A 15,138-nucleotide genomic window follows, 5' to 3' on the forward strand; every position below is an offset into this window, starting at 1 on the left:
GGTCATCAACCGCTACGACGGCGAGGTGGCGGTGACCTCGGGCGCGGACGGCGGGGCGGTGTTCACCGTACGGCTGCGCCCCCGGCCGCACACGGGGCGGGGCGGTGCCTCGTGATCCGCACGCTCGTGGTGGAGGACGATCCCCGGATCGCCGACGCGCACGTCCAGTTCACCGACCGGGTCGCGGGCTTCACCGCCGTCGGCGCGGTGCACCGGGGTGCCGACGCGCTGGACTTCGTCGACCGGGAGCCCGTCGACCTGCTGCTGCTGGACTTCTACCTGCCGGACATGAGCGGGCTTGAGGTGTGCCGGGGGCTGCGGGCGCGCGGCCACCTCACCGACGTGATCGCCGTGACGTCGGCGCGGGACGTGGAGATCGTGCGCTCGGTGGTGGCGCTGGGCGTGGTGCAGTACCTGCTCAAGCCGTTCACGTTCGCGGCCTTCCGGGACCGGCTGGAGCGTTACGCCGCCTACCGGCGGGAGCTGGGGCCGGCCGAGGGCGCCACCGGGCAGCAGGACGTGGACCGGGCGCTGGCCGCGCTGCGCGGGGGCGGCGGGGCGACTCCGCCGCCCCCGAAGGGCATGAGCGGCGAGACGCTGGAGGCGGTGGTGGGGCTGCTGCGGTCGGAGGCCGCCGGCGAGGGCCTGTCGGCGAGCCGGGTCGGCGAGCTGACCGGCACCTCCCGGGTGACGGCACGCCGCTACCTGGAGCACCTGGCCGACTCCGGCCTCGTCGAACGCCGCCCCCGCCGCGGCGGCCAGGGCCGCCCCGAACTCCGTTACCGCTGGCGGTAGTCCACGCGTGCGGCCGGGCGACGTCGGGTGACGCGCCCGGCCGTGCGGCGCGGGTCAGAGGGGGGTGACGTAGGCGTTGGCGATGCCCCCGTCGACGAGGAACTCGGTCGCGTTGACAAAGGACGCGTCGTCGCTGGCGAGGAAGGCGACGGCGGCGGCCATCTCCTCCGGCTCGGCGAACCGGCCGACGGGCACGTGCACCAGGCGGCGGGCCGCCCGCTCCGGGTCCTTGGCGAACAGCTCCTTCAGCAGCGGGGTGTTGACCGGCCCCGGGCACAGCGCGTTGACGCGGATGCCCTCGCGGGCGAACTGGACGCCCAGTTCGCGGGAGAGGGCGAGCACCCCGCCCTTGGACGCGGTGTAGCTGATCTGCGAGGTGGCCGCGCCCATGACGGCGACGAAGGACGCCGTGTTGATGATCGAGCCCCGGCCCTGACGGCGCATGTAGGGCAGGGCCGCCTTGCAGCAGAGGTAGACGGAGGTGAGGTTGACCTCCTGGACGCGCCGCCAGGCGTCCAGCCCGGTGGTGAGGATGGAGTCGTCGTCCGGCGGCGAGATGCCGGCGTTGTTGAACGCGATGTCCACCGAGCCGTACGTGTCGTGCGCGGCTTCGAACAGCGCCTCGACCTGCTCGCCGTCGACCACGTCGACCTTGACGAAGAGCCCTCCGACCTCGTCGGCGGCGGCCTTGCCGGCGGCCTCGTCGATGTCGGCGCAGACGACGTTCGCTCCTTCGGAGGCGAGGCGGCGCACGGTCGCCAGGCCGATGCCGCTGCCGGCACCGGTGACCACCGCGGTACGGCCGACCAGGCGGCGGCAGACGGGGGCGGCGGAGTCGTGCGCCTCGGCGGGGATGGCGGGCTGGGTCACTGGTCGTCCTCCTCGGTGCTGATGAACACGTTCTTGGTCTCGGTGAAGGCGGCGAGCGCGTCGGGGCCCAGCTCCCGGCCGAGGCCGGACTGCTTGTAGCCGCCGAACGGCGTCCAGTAGCGGACGCTGCTGTGCGAGTTGACGGAGAGGTTGCCGGCGGCGACCGCGCCGGAGACCCGCAGGGCGCGCCCGACGTCCCGGGTCCACAACGAGCCGGACAACCCGTACGTACCGGTGTTGGCGAGGCGCACCGCCTCCGCCTCGTCCGCGAAGGGGAGGACAACGGCGACCGGGCCGAAGACCTCCTCCACCGCGACCCGGTCCTCCGGGCGGCCCTCCAGGACCGTCGCCGGGTACCAGAAGCCCTTGCCGGCGGGCGCCTCGCCGCGGATGGCGACCCGGGCGTCGTCGGGCACGTAGGACCGCACCCGCTCCCGCTGGGCGGCGGAGATCAGCGGCCCCATGTCGGTGCCGGGGTCCGCGGGGTCGCCGGCCCGCCAGGCCCGGACGGCGGGTTCCAGCAGCTCCAGGAAGCGGTCGTAGACCTCGCGCTGGACGAGGATGCGGCTGCGGGCGCAGCAGTCCTGGCCGGTGTTGTCCAGGAAGGAGCCGGGAGCGGCGGCCGCCGCCTTCTCCAGGTCGGCGTCCGCGAAGACGATGTTCGGGCTCTTGCCGCCGAGTTCGAGGGTGAGGCGCTTCACGGTGGCGGCGCACCTGGCCATGATCTGCTTGCCGACGGCGGTGGAGCCGGTGAAGACGACCTTCGCCACGCCCTCGTGCTCCACCAGCGCGTTGCCGGCGACCGGTCCGGCCCCGGGCAGGACCTGGAACAGCCCCTCGGGGAGGCCGGCGGCCAGACCGAGTTCGGCCAGCCGCAGGGCGGTCAGCGGCGTGGTCTCGGCCGGCTTGAGGAGTACGGCGTTCCCCGCGGCGAGCGCCGGGGCCGCGCCCCAGGAGGCGATCGGCATGGGGAAGTTCCACGGGGCGATGACGGCGACGACACCCAGGGGTTCCTGGCGGGTGATGTTCCAGCCGCCGGCGACCGGGATCTGCCGACCGGTCAGCCGCTCCACCCCGCCGGCCGCGTAGGCGAAGAGGTCGCGGGCGTTGCCGGCCTCCCAGCGCGCGTTGCCGATCGGGTGGCCGGCCTCGGCGACCTCCAACCGGGCCAGCTCCTCGACGTGTTCGTCGATGGCGTCCGCGAAGCGGCGCAGCAGCCGGGCCCGGTCGCCGGGGGCGACGGCGGCCCAGGCCCGCTGGGCGTCGGCCGCGCGGCGTACGGCGGCGTCCACCTCCTCCGGGGTGGTGGCGGGGACGGTGGCGATGACCTCCTCCGTCGCCGGGTTGAGGACGTCGTGCGCGGTGGGCGCCCCGGGCCCTGGGGGCGAGGGGGACGTGGGGTCGGTGTGCGGCACGTGCGGCTTCCTTCACTCGCGCGCGGGGTACGTGCCCGCGCGGGACGGCTGCTTCTCGACTGCGGCTTCTCGACTGCGGCTTCTCGACTGCGGCTTCTCGACTGCGGCTGGGGCTGCGGCTGGGGCTGCGGCTCCGCGCGGACCGCGCTACATCCGCTCGAAGGAGCGGTACCGCTCCCAGTCGGTCACGGCGGAGTCGTAGGCGTCCAGCTCGACCCGGGCCATGTTGAGGTAGTGCTCGACGACCTCCTCGCCGAACGCGGCGCGGGCGATCGGCGAGGCCGCCCACAGGTCGGCCGCCTCCCGCAGGGTGGTCGGGACGTGCTGGGCGTCGCCGGTGTAGGCGTTGCCGGTGCACGCCTCGGGCAGTTCGAGCTTGTGCTCGACCCCGTACAGCCCGGCGGCGACCATGCCGGCGACCGCGAGGTAGGGGTTCACGTCCCCGCCGGGCAGGCGGTTCTCGAAGCGGTGGGAGGGGCCGTGGCCGATGACACGCAGCGCGCAGGTGCGGTTGTCCGGCCCCCAGGCGACGGCGGTGGGCGCGAAGGAGCCGGGCCGGAAGCGCTTGTAGGAGTTGATGTTCGGCGCGTACAGCAGGGTGAAGTCGCGCAGTGCGGCGAGCTGTCCGGCCAGGAAGTGCCGCATCAGCGCGGACATGCCCAGGTCGCCCTCGTCGTCGGCGAGTACGGGCTGGCCGGCCTCGTCGCGCAGCGAGAGGTGGATGTGGCAGGAGTTGCCCTCGCGTTCGTCGAACTTCGCCATGAAGGTGAGCGCCATGCCCTCCTGCGCGGCGATCGCCTTGGCACCGGTCTTGTAGACGGAGTGCTGGTCGCAGGTGGTCAGCGCCTCGTCGTAGCGGAAGGCGATCTCGTGCTGGCCGAGGTTGCACTCGCCCTTGGCGGACTCGACGATCATCCCCGCGGCGGCCATCTCGTTGCGGATGCGCCGCAGCAGCGGCTCCACCCGGCCGGTGCCCAGGACGGAGTAGTCGACGTTGTACTGGTTGGCCGGGTTCAGCTCGCGGTAGCCGCGCGCCCAGGCGTCCTCGTAGGTGTCCTTGAAGACCATGAACTCCAGCTCGGTGCCGACGTAGGCGGTCCATCCGTGTTCGGCGAGCCGGTCGAGCTGGCCGCGCAGGATCTGCCGCGGGGAGGCGACGACGGGGCTGCCGTCGTGCCAGGCGAGGTCGGCGACCAGCAGCGCGGTACCGGGCTCCCAGGGGGTGCGGCGGAGGGTGGCGGGGTCGCCGTGCATGGCGAAGTCGCCGTAGCCGCGCTCCCAGGAGGACATCCGGTAGCCGTCGACGGTGTTGAGATCGACGTCGACCGCGAGGAGGTAGTTGCAGCCCTCGGTTCCGTGGTCCAGTACCTCGTCGAGGAAAAAACGCGCGGCGAAGCGTTTGCCCTGGAGGCGTCCCTGCATGTCGGTGAAGGCGAGGACGACGGTGTCGATCTCCCCGGCCTCCACGAGGTCGGTGAGTTCGTCGACGGTGAGCGGGGGCGTGCGATCAGCCACGGGGGTGCCTCCTGGCGTCCTGGCGTCGGTCGGGCTCCCGGGGGAAGCCGCACGGCGCGTACGGTCAGCGCACGGCCGGGGCGGCCCCGCACCGGATGCCATAAGGTATGCGGAGAAACCTTTGATTGGGAAGAGGTTCCGATGAACGAGGTGCGAGACGCTCCGGAGGAGGCGCGGGAGGCCGACCGGGACGGGTCGATCGACCGGCTCGCGCCGATACTCAGGCCGGTACGGGCCGGCAACGGCTTCGAGGAGGCGCTGGAGCAGATACTCCAGGTCCTCCGGCTGGGCCTGGTGCCGGCCGGCGAACGCCTGCCGGCCGAACGCGAGTTGGCCGACCGGCTCGGGTTGAGCCGGGTGACCCTGCGCGAGGTGCTGAAGGTGCTGCACGAGCAGGGCCTGGTGGAGAGCCGGCGCGGCCGCTACGGCGGGACCTTCGTCCGGCAGCGCCCGCCGGAGACCAGCGGCGGGAGCATCGCGGAGGAGCTGCGGCGCCGCGTGGCCGCGGTGGACCTGGAGGACACCCTCCGCTTCCGGGAGGTGCTGGAGGTCGGCGCGGCCGAGCTGTGCGCGACGCACGGCCTGACCGCGGAGCAGGCACAGCGGCTGCGGGCCGCCCTGGCCGGGACCCAGAACGCACCGCTGGCGGAGTACCGGCGGCTGGACACGCTGCTGCACCTGACCGTGGCCGAGCTGTCCGGTTCGCCCTCGCTGGCCGCCCAGTACGCGGCCGTCCGTGCGACCGTCAACGACCTGCTGGACTGCATCCCGCTGCTGGTCCGCAACCTGGAGCACTCCCAGCGCCAGCACGAGGCGCTGGTGGAGGCCGTGCTGGAGGGCGACGTGGACGGGGCGCGCGAGATGACGCGCGAGCACTGCGCGGGCTCGGCGGCGCTGCTGCGCGGCTTCCTGAGCTGACCGGGCGCGCGCACCGCGACCCCGCGGGACCGGTCGGTCGGCCGGCCGGCCGAGGAAGCCCTCGTTTACCAATCGTTGACGACCGATGTCTTGCGCACCGTCCACCGGCGGGTAAAAGGTGTGTCCCCAAACCTTTGAAGCAAGGTAGGGAGCAGCTCATGGCCGAAGGCAACGGCGCACGCGTCTCGGACACCTCACCCGCCCCGCCTGGCGGCGGCGCCCCGGCCGCCTCTCCCGGCTCCCCCGAGGCCGCCTATCTCAACCGGCGCACCCTGCGCCGGGGCAGCGCGGGCTGGCTACTGCTCACCGGCCTCGGCGTGGCGTACGTCGTCTCCGGCGACTTCGCCGGCTGGAACTTCGGCCTGGCCGAGGGCGGTTTCGGCGGGCTGGCCATCGCCATGGTGCTGATGGGCGTGATGTACACCTGCCTGGTCTTCTCCCAGGCCGAGATGGCCGCCATCCTGCCCACCGCCGGCGGCGGCTACGGCTTCGCCCGGCGCGCGCTCGGCACCTGGGGCGGCTTCCTCACCGGGACGGCGATCCTGATCGAGTACGTCCTGGCACCGGCCGCGATCTCCATCTTCATCGGCGACTACGTCGAATCCCTCAACCTCTTCGGCCTGACCTCCGGCTGGCCGGTCTACCTCGCCTGCTTCGCGATCTTCATCGGCATCCACCTGTGGGGCGTGGGCGAAGCCCTCCGGTTCAGCTTTGTCGTCACCGGTATCGCGGTCGCCGCGCTGGTGATCTTCGCCCTGGGCGCGGTCACCGAGTTCGACGGCAGCCGGCTCAACGACATCCCCGTCGACGGCAGCGCCTTCGGCGCCAACTCCTGGCTGCCGTACGGGCTGATCGGGATCTGGGCCGCCTTCCCCTTCGGCATGTGGTTCTTCCTCGGCGTCGAGGGCGTACCGCTGGCGGCCGAGGAGACCAGGGACCCGGCCCGGACGCTCCCCCGCGCCATGGCCGCCGCCATCGGCGTCCTCCTGGTCCTGGCCGTCGTCACCTTCCTCGTCGCCGTCGGGGCGCGCGGCTCGGCCGGGCTCCAGGACGCCGGCAACCCCCTGGTCACCGCGCTCCAGGGGGACGGCGAACCGACCGCGCTCAGCCGCTTTGTCAACTACGCCGGGCTGGCCGGCCTCGTCGCCTCCTTCTTCTCCCTCATCTACGCCGGCTCCCGGCAGCTCTTCGCGCTCTCCCGGGCCGGCTACGTCCCCCGCTTCCTCTCCCTCACCAGCCGTCGCAAGGCTCCCTACCTGGGCCTGCTGGTGCCCGGCGCGCTCGGCTTCGCGCTGGCCGCCGGCACCGGCGACGGGGCGCGGATGCTGAACATGGCCGTCTTCGGCGCCACCATCTCGTACGCCATGATGGCGCTCTCCCACATCGTCCTGCGCCGTCGCGAACCGCACCTGGAGCGGCCCTACCGCACCCCGGGCGGCGTCCTCACCTCCTCGGTCGCGCTCGTCCTGGCCTGCGCCGCGCTGGTGGCGACCTTCCTGGTGGACAAGCAGGCCGCGTTCATCGCACTGGGCGTCTACGTCGCCGCCGTCGCCTACTTCGCCCTCTACAGCCGGCACCGCCTCGTCGCGGCCGCCCCCGAGGAGGAGGCCGCCGCCCTGGCCGCCGCCGAAGCCGAACTCAACCGCAACTGACCACCGGTGGGGCCTCCCGGCCGAGCGCGGGAGGCCCCACCGACAGACCACTCATGGAGGAACCGCCGTGGCCCAGCCCCTCGTCGGCATCAGCACCTACCTGGAGGACTCCGTACGGTGGGGCGTGTGGGACCTGCCCGCCGCCGTCCTGCCCGCCGGATACCACCGGATGGTCCAGCGCGCCGGCGGCATCGCCGCGCTCCTCCCGCCGGACGAACCGGCCGCCGCCGCTCGCGCGGTGGCCCGACTGGACGCCCTTGTCGTCGCGGGAGGCCCGGACGTGGGCCCGGACCGCTACGGCGCCGACCGTCACCCCCTCACCGGGCCCACGCACACCGCCAGGGACTCCTGGGAACTCGCCCTGATCGAGGCCGCGTTGGCCACCGGGACCCCGCTGCTGGGCGTCTGCCGCGGCATGCAGCTGCTCAACGTGGCCCTCGGCGGCACCCTCGTCCAGCACCTGCCCGACGAGGTCGGCCACGGCGGGCACTCCGGTCCTCCCGGTGTCTTCGCCCAGCACCGGATCAGGCCCGTCCCCGGTACCCGCCTGGCCGACGCGCTGCCCGAGGCGGTGTCCGTCCCCACGTACCACCACCAGGCCGTGCACCGTCTCGGCCGTGATCTGGTGCCCTCCGCGCACGCCGAGGACGGCACGGTCGAAGCCCTCGAACTCCCCGCCGCCACACACCCCTTCGCACTGGCCGTCCAGTGGCACCCGGAGGCCGGCGACGACCTCCGCCTCCTCTCCGCCCTCCTCGCCACGGCCCGCTAGCGGCCGGAGGCGGCCGGAGCATCCGGACGAGGGGACGGACCTGTCGCCAGCGCGCTCAGCAGGCCGGCGGCCGGTCCCTGTCACGCGTACGGTCCGGTGCCGTCCATGCCTCCGGGCGGCGTCGCCCGGGCCGCGACGTGTCCTCCCCCCGCCCTGGCCGACGCGGCCGACCCGGCCGTCGAGCCGCGAAAGCGCGGCACGGTGACCCGGCGGACTCCCCGACGCGCCACGCCGATTCCACGGCTTCGCCGCCGCCCCGCCCCGCGCCGCCGCCGGGTCGGGGTGGCGGCGGTGCGGGGTCGGCGGCGGTGCGGGGTCTGCGGCGGCGGCGCGGGGCGTCGGAACGCGGAGAAGCCGCGGTCCTCGGACCGCTGCTCAGAAGACGGCTTCGGTCTCGTCCATGCGGTCCTGCGGGACGGTCTTCAGCTCGCGGGTGGCGTCGGCGAGCGGGGTCATCACGATGTCCGTGCCGCGCAGCGCGGTCATCATGCCGAAGTCGCCGCGGTGGGCGGCCTCCACGGCGTGCCAGCCGAAGCGCGTGGCCAGGACGCGGTCGTAGGCGGTGGGGGTGCCGCCGCGCTGGACGTGGCCGAGGATGACCGGGCGGGCCTCCTTGCCGAGGCGGCGTTCCATCTCGGTGGCGAGGCGGTTGCCGATGCCGACGAACCGCTCGTGGCCGTACTGGTCGATCTCGCCCTTGGCGTACTCCATGGAGCCCTCGGCGGGGCGGGCGCCCTCGGCGACGCAGATGACGGCGAACTTCTTGCCGCGCGAGAAGCGCTCCTCGACCATCTTGCAGAGTTCGTCGATCTCGAACGGACGCTCGGGCAGGCAGATGCCGTGGGCGCCGCCGGCCATACCGGCCTCCAGGGCGATCCAGCCGGCGTGCCGGCCCATGACCTCCACGACCATCACCCGTTGGTGGGACTCGGCGGTGGTCTTGAGTCGGTCCATGGCCTCGGTGGCGACGCCGACGGCGGTGTCGAAGCCGAAGGTGCGGTCGGTGGCGGAGATGTCGTTGTCGATGGTCTTCGGCACGCCCACGACGGGCAGGCCGGCCTCGGAGAGCATGGTGGCGGCGGTGAGCGTGCCCTCGCCGCCGATGGGGATCAGCGCGTCGATGCCGAGGCGGCCCATCAGCTCCTCGCTGTTGTCGCAGGCCTCGCGCAGCCGGTCCCGTTCCAGCCGGGCGGAGCCGAGGATGGTGCCGCCGCGGGCGAGGATGCCGCTGACGGAGTTGAGGTCGAGTACGCGGTGGCGGCCCTCCAGCAGGCCCTTGAAGCCGTCCTCGAACCCGATGACCTCATCGTCTCGGTCCACGACGGCACGGTGTACGACCGACCGGATCACGGCGTTCAGACCGGGGCAGTCGCCGCCGGCGGTGAGGACTCCGATACGCATGCTGATCGTTACTCCTGATCGGGGGACGGGCCGATTGCCGGGGGATTGTTTCATGTCCTGAACCCAAGGGGTTCCCTTGTCCACATGCTGCCGCCCGCCGCGCGGCATATCCAGTCCCATGGGTATTGTCAAGATTGATTTGGTGTGAAGATCGGAAGTTTTCGGACGGGTGGCCGGGAGCGCGGCGCCCCTTCCCAGGGAACGAGGAGCGAGCACGCGTGACGCGGAGCGTGTACATATCCAGCGTCGGCCGGGGTGACGGCCGACAGGTCGTGGAGCTGGGGGTCATGGAGCTGCTGACCCGGCTCGTGGACCGGGTCGGGGTGTTCCGGCCGCTGTGGCATCCGGGGGCGGACCCGATGCTGGACCTGCTGCGCAGCCGCTACCGGCTGAGCCAGTCGGTGGCCGACATGAGCGGGCTGTCGTACGAGGAGGCCGCCGCCCTCCAGGCCCGTGCGGGCGCGGACGAGCTGGTGGCGCACCTGGTCGACCGCTTCCACGCGGTGGCGGCCGACTACGAGGCGGTCATGGTGCTGGGCACCGACTTCGTGGACACGAACCTGCCCGGCGAGCTGGCCGTCAACGCCCGGCTGGCCAACGAGATGGGCGCCGTGGTGCTGCCCGTCGTCGGCGGGCTCGGCCAGGAGGCCGAGTCGGTGGTCAACGAGGTGCGCAACGCGCACACCGCGTTCACCTCGCTCGGCTGCGAGCTGATCGCCACCGTCGCCAACCGGGTCGACGACAAGCACGCGGCGCGGGCCGCCAAGGAGCTGGGCGCGCACCTGCCGGAGCCGGTGTACGTGCTGCCGGAGGACCCGGCGCTCTCGGCGCCGACCGTGCAGCAGGTGGTGGACGAGCTGGGCGCCGAGGTGCTGCTGGGCGATCCGGCGGGGCTGGCGCGGGACTGCCGCAACTTCGTGTTCGGCGGGGCGATGCTGCCGACGTTCCTGCCCGCGCTGACCGAGGGCTGCCTGGTGCTGACGCCGGGCGACCGGGCGGACCTGATCGTGGGGGCGCTGGCGGCGCACTCGGCGGGCTCGCCGCCGATCGCCGGGGTGCTGCTCACCCTGGACCAGCGGCCGGGCGAGGAGACGATGAACCTCGCGGCGCGACTGGCGCCCGGCACCCCGGTGCTGGCGGTACCGGGCAGCTCCTTCCCCACCGCCGGCCAACTCCACGCGTTGCGCGGAAAGTTGAACGCGACGAACCCGCGCAAGGCGGAGATCGCGCTGGGCCTGTTCGAGACGCACGTGGACACCGGGCAGCTCACCGAGCGCATCTCGGTGGTGCGCAGCGACCGGGTCACGCCGATGATGTTCGAGCACGAGCTGGTGGAGCGCGCCCGCGGGAACCGGCGGCACGTGGTGCTGCCCGAGGGCACCGAGGAGCGGGTGCTGCGCGCCGCCGAGGTGCTGCTGCGGCGGAACGTCTGCGACCTGACCCTGCTCGGCGAGGAGACCGCCGTCCGCAAGCGGGCCGCCGACCTGGGTGTGGACCTCAACCTGCTGGGCGCCGACGACAGCGGCTGGTCGGCACACGGCACGGCGGCGACGGCCCGGATCGTCGACCCGGCCACCTCCCCGCTGCGGGAACGGTTCGCCGAGGTGTACGCGCGGCTGCGGGCCCACAAGGGCGTCAGCCACGAGCTGGCCTACGACGCGGTCGTGGACGTCTCGTACTTCGGCACCCTGATGGTGCAGGAGGGGCTGGCCGACGGCATGGTGTCGGGCGCGGTGCACTCGACGGCGGCCACCATCCGCCCGGCGTTCGAGATCATCAAGACCCGCCCGGACGCGGCGATCGTCTCGTCGGTGTTCTTCATGTGCCTGGCCGACCGGGTGCTGGTGTACGGCGACTGCGCCGTGAACCCCGATCCGGACGCCGCCCAGCTCGCGGACATCGCGATCCAGTCGGCGACGACGGCGGCGCGGTTCGGCGTGGAGCCGCGCATCGCGATGCTGTCCTACTCCACCGGCACGTCCGGCTCGGGTACGGACGTCGACAAGGTGCGGGAGGCGACCGAGCTGGTGCGCAGCCGCCGGCCCGACCTGCTGGTGGAGGGCCCGATCCAGTACGACGCGGCGGTGGAGCCGTCGGTGGCGGCGACGAAGCTGCCGGGCTCGCCGGTGGCAGGCCAGGCGACCGTGCTGATCTTCCCGGACCTCAACACGGGCAACAACACCTACAAGGCCGTGCAGCGGTCGGCGGGCGCCGTGGCCGTCGGCCCGGTGCTCCAGGGTCTGCGCAAGCCGGTGAACGACCTCTCCCGGGGCGCGCTGGTGCAGGACATCGTGAACACCGTGGCGATCACCGCCATCCAGGCCCAGTCACAGGCCGGGCGCCCGGCCGCGCCGGCGGACGCGGCCGCGGCGGCGTCCGCCGGCGCGGCCGTCCGTCAGGAGATCCGACAGGAGAAGGGCGGCCTGGCATGAGCGCCACCCGCGTACTCGTTCTCAACTCCGGCAGTTCGTCGGTGAAGTACCAGCTGCTGGACATGGCCGACCGTTCGCGGCTCGCGGTCGGTCTGGTCGAGCGGATCGGCGAGAGCGCCTCCCGACTGCTGCACACGCCGGCCGGCGGCGAGCGGCGGGAGCGCGTCGAGCCGTACCCGGACCACGGGGCGGCGCTGAAGGCGGTGGCGGCGGAGCTGGCCGCCGACGGGCTCGGCCTGGACTCCCCCGACCTGGCGGCCGTCGGCCACCGGGTGGTGCACGGCGGGCGCGAGTTCACCCGCCCGACGGTCGTGGACGACCGGGTGCTCGCGGAGATCGAGCGCCTGGTGCCCGTCGCGCCGCTGCACAACCCGGCGAACCTCACCGGCATCCGCACCGCGCAGGCCCTCAACCCCGACCTGCCGCAGGTCGCGGTCTTCGACACCGCGTTCCACACCACGATGCCCGAGTACGCCGCCCGGTACGCGATCGACGTGGAGACGGCGGACGCGCACCGGGTGCGCCGCTACGGCTTCCACGGCACCTCGCACGCCTACGTCTCCCGGGCGACGGCCGAGCTGCTGGGCCGGGCGGTCGAGGACGTCAACGTGATCGTGCTGCACCTGGGCAACGGCGCCTCGGCGTCGGCGGTGCGCGGCGGCCGGTGCGTGGAGACCTCGATGGGCCTCACCCCGCTGGAGGGCCTGGTGATGGGCACCCGGTCGGGTGACGTGGACCCGGCCGTGGTGTTCCACCTGAACCGGGTGGCCGGCATGTCCACGGACGAGGTCGACGAGTTGCTGAACAAGCGCAGCGGCCTGGTCGGGCTGTGCGGGGACAACGACATGCGGGAGATCGTGCGGCGCCGGGAGGAGGGCGACGAGCGGGCGGCGCTGGCGTTCGACGTGTACGTCCACCGGCTGCGCAAGTACGTCGGCGCCTACACGGCGGTGCTCGGCCGGGTCGACGCGCTGGCCTTCACCGCCGGCGTCGGGGAGAACTCCGCCCCGGTGCGGGAGGCGACGGTGGCCGGCCTGGAGGGGCTGGGACTGGCGGTCGACACGGAGCTGAACAACCGGCGTACGGACACGGCCCGGATCGTCTCGCCGCAGTACGCTTCCGTCGCCGTGGCCGTGGTACCCACCGATGAGGAGCTGGAGATCGCCACCCAGGCGTACGCACTGGTCAGCTCATGATCGGTGAGCCAGATCACCCCCAGTACGTTTCGCGTCTAAACAAAACGATAGGATCGCCCCCATGCGCCGTTCCAAAATCGTCTGCACCCTGGGTCCCGCCGTCGACTCCTACGACCAGCTGAAGACGCTGATCGAGGCCGGCATGAACGTGGCCCGCTTCAACATGAGCCACGGTTCCCAGGGGGAGCACCAGGAGCGCTACGAGCGTCTCCGCAAGGCGTCCGAGGAGACCGGCCGCGCGGTCGGCGTCCTGGCCGACCTCCAGGGGCCGAAGATCCGCCTCGCCACCTTCGCCGAGGGACCGGTCGAACTGGTCCGCGGTGAGGAGTTCACCATCACCACCGAGGACGTCCCCGGTGACCGGACCATCTGCGGCACCACCTACAAGGGCCTGACCGGCGACGTCGCCAAGGGCGACCCGATCCTCATCAACGACGGCAACGTCGCCCTGCAGGTCGTGGACGTCACCGGGGCCGAGGTCCGCACGATCGTCATCGAGGGCGGTGTCATCTCCGACCACAAGGGCATCAACCTGCCCGGCGCGGCGGTCAACGTGCCCGCGCTGTCGGAGAAGGACATCGACGACCTGAAGTTCGCGCTCCGCATGGGCTGCGACATGGTCGCCCTGTCCTTCGTGCGGGACGCCGGCGACGTGCGGGACGTGCACCGGGTGATGGACGAGGTCGGCCGCCGGGTGCCGGTCATCGCCAAGGTGGAGAAGCCGCAGGCGGTCGAGAACATGGAGGAGGTCGTCCTCGCCTTCGACGGCGTGATGGTGGCGCGCGGCGACCTCGCCGTGGAGTACCCGCTGGAGCAGGTGCCGATGGTGCAGAAGCGGCTCATCAAGCTGTGCCGCCGCAACGCCAAGCCGGTGATCGTCGCGACCCAGATGATGGAGTCGATGATCACCAACTCGCGGCCCACCCGCGCCGAGGCCTCCGACGTCGCGAACGCGATCCTCGACGGCGCGGACGCGGTGATGCTCTCCGCCGAGTCCTCCGTCGGCCAGTACCCGATCGAGACGGTCAAGACGATGTCGAAGATCGTCCAGGCCGCCGAGAAGGAGCTGCTGGCCAAGGGCCTCCAGCCGCTGGTGCCCGGCAAGAAGCCGCGCACGCAGGGCGGTTCGGTCGCCCGCGCCGCCTGCGAGATCGCGGACTTCCTGGACGCCAAGGCGCTGGTGGCCTTCACCAAGTCCGGTGACACCGCGCTGCGGCTGGCCCGCTACCGCGCGGTGCAGCCGATCCTCGCGTTCACCGAGGACCCCCACACCCGCAACCAGCTCACGCTGGCCTGGGGCGTCGAGACGTTTGTCGTGCCGCACGCGGAGAACACCGACGCGATGGTCAAGCTGGTGGACGAGGAGCTGCTGAAGCTCCAGCGCTACCAGGAGGGCGACGTCATGATCATGACGGCCGGCACCCCGCCGGGCGTCGTGGGCACCACCAACATGGTGCGCGTACTCCACCTCGGTAAGGACAACTGACACTCCGCCTCGCGCGGGCCTGCTGTCAGGGGCCCGCTCACACCGGGGCGCTCACTCCAGGACGCTCACTCCAGGGAGAGGCGCAGCCCCGGCACCGTCAGGTTCCCGCCGAACTGGCCGGCCTGCCGCACCTCCGCCGAGGTGAAGAACGCCGCCGGAAGGTCCAGCGGCGGGGGCGACTTCGGGCTGAAGGTGATCGGGATCAGCCCGAAGAGCCAGCCCTTCAGCTCCTCGGTGTACATCGTCACCGTGCCGCCGCGGAACGTGGACGTGCTGCCCGGCCGGCTGCGGATGTGCTGGACGCGGCCCGAGGACGTGGGCGCGTACTGGTGCAGGTCCCGGATGTTCAGCTCCTCCGCGGTGAACTTCAGGACCCGCTTCTCCTGCCCGCCGTGGGTGCGCACCAGCACGATGCCGTGGTACTTGAGCCCGGACAGGCCGAGCCGGCTGGTCTTCAGATGGAACGGGACGTCGGGCAGCGCGGCGGGCGTGCGCTCGTAGGCGGCGTTGTGGTACGCCTCGGCGTCGAACTCCGGACAGGGGAAGGGCTCCTTGCCGCTGCGCCCGTCGGGCGGGGTGGCGTCGGGCTGCTGCTCCGTTCCGTCGTCCTCCGCCGGGTCCTCCTTCGGCCCGCCGCCCTTCGACCCGCCGTCCTCCGCCGGGTCTTGCTTCGCCGGGTCTTGCTC

General features: G+C 72.7%; 11 protein-coding genes and 1 pseudogene. 7 read left to right on the forward strand and 5 right to left on the reverse strand.

From position 1 onward, the window contains the following. Positions 1-111: 111 nt before the first annotated feature. Positions 112-795 (forward strand): response regulator, encoded by a 684-nt coding sequence (locus GL263_RS09040; protein WP_182855077.1) that lies wholly within the window; start codon positions 112-114, stop codon positions 793-795. 54 nt (positions 796-849) lie between these two features. On the opposite strand, the gene GL263_RS09045 is transcribed toward GL263_RS09040, so the two are convergent. The 3 genes from GL263_RS09045 to GL263_RS09055 all read right to left on the reverse strand — a co-directional run bounded on the left by GL263_RS09045 (position 850) and on the right by GL263_RS09055 (position 4,595). Next, entirely contained in the window at positions 850-1,665 is an 816-nt protein-coding gene (locus GL263_RS09045) for a 3-oxoacyl-ACP reductase (protein WP_182855078.1), read from the reverse strand. Beyond that, positions 1,662-3,080 (reverse strand): aldehyde dehydrogenase family protein, encoded by a 1,419-nt coding sequence (locus tag GL263_RS09050; RefSeq protein ID WP_182855079.1) that lies wholly within the window; start codon positions 3,078-3,080, stop codon positions 1,662-1,664. Before GL263_RS09050 ends, GL263_RS09045 begins: the two co-directional genes overlap by 4 nt. A gap of 147 nt (positions 3,081-3,227) precedes the next feature. Next, on the reverse strand, positions 3,228-4,595 hold the full coding sequence (locus GL263_RS09055; protein WP_182855080.1) for a glutamine synthetase family protein: 1,368 nt from the start codon (positions 4,593-4,595) through the stop codon (positions 3,228-3,230). A gap of 141 nt (positions 4,596-4,736) precedes the next feature. Between GL263_RS09055 and GL263_RS09060 the strand changes: the two genes are divergently transcribed. The 3 genes from GL263_RS09060 (at position 4,737) to GL263_RS09070 (ending at position 7,937) form a co-directional block, all read left to right on the forward strand. After that, on the forward strand, positions 4,737-5,513 hold the full coding sequence (locus GL263_RS09060) for a FadR/GntR family transcriptional regulator (RefSeq protein ID WP_182855081.1): 777 nt from the start codon (positions 4,737-4,739) through the stop codon (positions 5,511-5,513). A gap of 158 nt (positions 5,514-5,671) precedes the next feature. Then, positions 5,672-7,165 carry an ethanolamine permease gene (gene eat / locus GL263_RS09065; protein ID WP_182855082.1) on the forward strand — a complete coding sequence of 498 codons (1,494 nt, stop codon included), beginning with the start codon at positions 5,672-5,674 and terminating at the stop codon, positions 7,163-7,165. 67 nt (positions 7,166-7,232) lie between these two features. Then, positions 7,233-7,937, forward strand: coding sequence for a gamma-glutamyl-gamma-aminobutyrate hydrolase family protein (locus GL263_RS09070; protein WP_182855083.1), 705 nt, complete (start codon positions 7,233-7,235; stop codon positions 7,935-7,937). 375 nt (positions 7,938-8,312) lie between these two features. Here GL263_RS09070 and GL263_RS09075 read toward each other — a convergent pair whose 3' ends face one another. Next, positions 8,313-9,338 carry an ATP-dependent 6-phosphofructokinase gene (locus GL263_RS09075; protein ID WP_182855084.1) on the reverse strand — a complete coding sequence of 342 codons (1,026 nt, stop codon included), beginning with the start codon at positions 9,336-9,338 and terminating at the stop codon, positions 8,313-8,315. Positions 9,339-9,556: 218 nt separating this feature from the next. On the opposite strand from GL263_RS09075, the gene pta reads away from it, so the two are divergent. From pta to pyk, 3 genes are all read left to right on the forward strand, one after another. After that, positions 9,557-11,770 carry a phosphate acetyltransferase gene (gene pta, locus GL263_RS09080; RefSeq protein WP_182855085.1) on the forward strand — a complete coding sequence of 738 codons (2,214 nt, stop codon included), beginning with the start codon at positions 9,557-9,559 and terminating at the stop codon, positions 11,768-11,770. After that, on the forward strand, positions 11,767-12,966 hold the full coding sequence (locus tag GL263_RS09085) for an acetate kinase (RefSeq protein ID WP_182855086.1): 1,200 nt from the start codon (positions 11,767-11,769) through the stop codon (positions 12,964-12,966). The genes pta and GL263_RS09085 overlap by 4 nt, the downstream gene beginning before the upstream one ends. A gap of 61 nt (positions 12,967-13,027) precedes the next feature. Then, the gene (gene pyk, locus GL263_RS09090; protein ID WP_182855087.1) at positions 13,028-14,452 is read left to right on the forward strand and encodes a pyruvate kinase; all 1,425 of its coding nucleotides are present in this window, start codon (positions 13,028-13,030) and stop codon (positions 14,450-14,452) included. Positions 14,453-14,517: 65 nt separating this feature from the next. Here the strand turns inward: pyk and GL263_RS09095 are convergent. Next, positions 14,518-15,138, reverse strand: a pseudogene (locus GL263_RS09095) (hydrogenase expression protein HypF); the annotation flags it as partial.

The organism is Streptomyces durbertensis (assembly GCF_014156695.1).
Taxonomy (GTDB): Bacteria; Actinomycetota; Actinomycetes; order Streptomycetales; family Streptomycetaceae; genus Streptomyces; species Streptomyces durbertensis.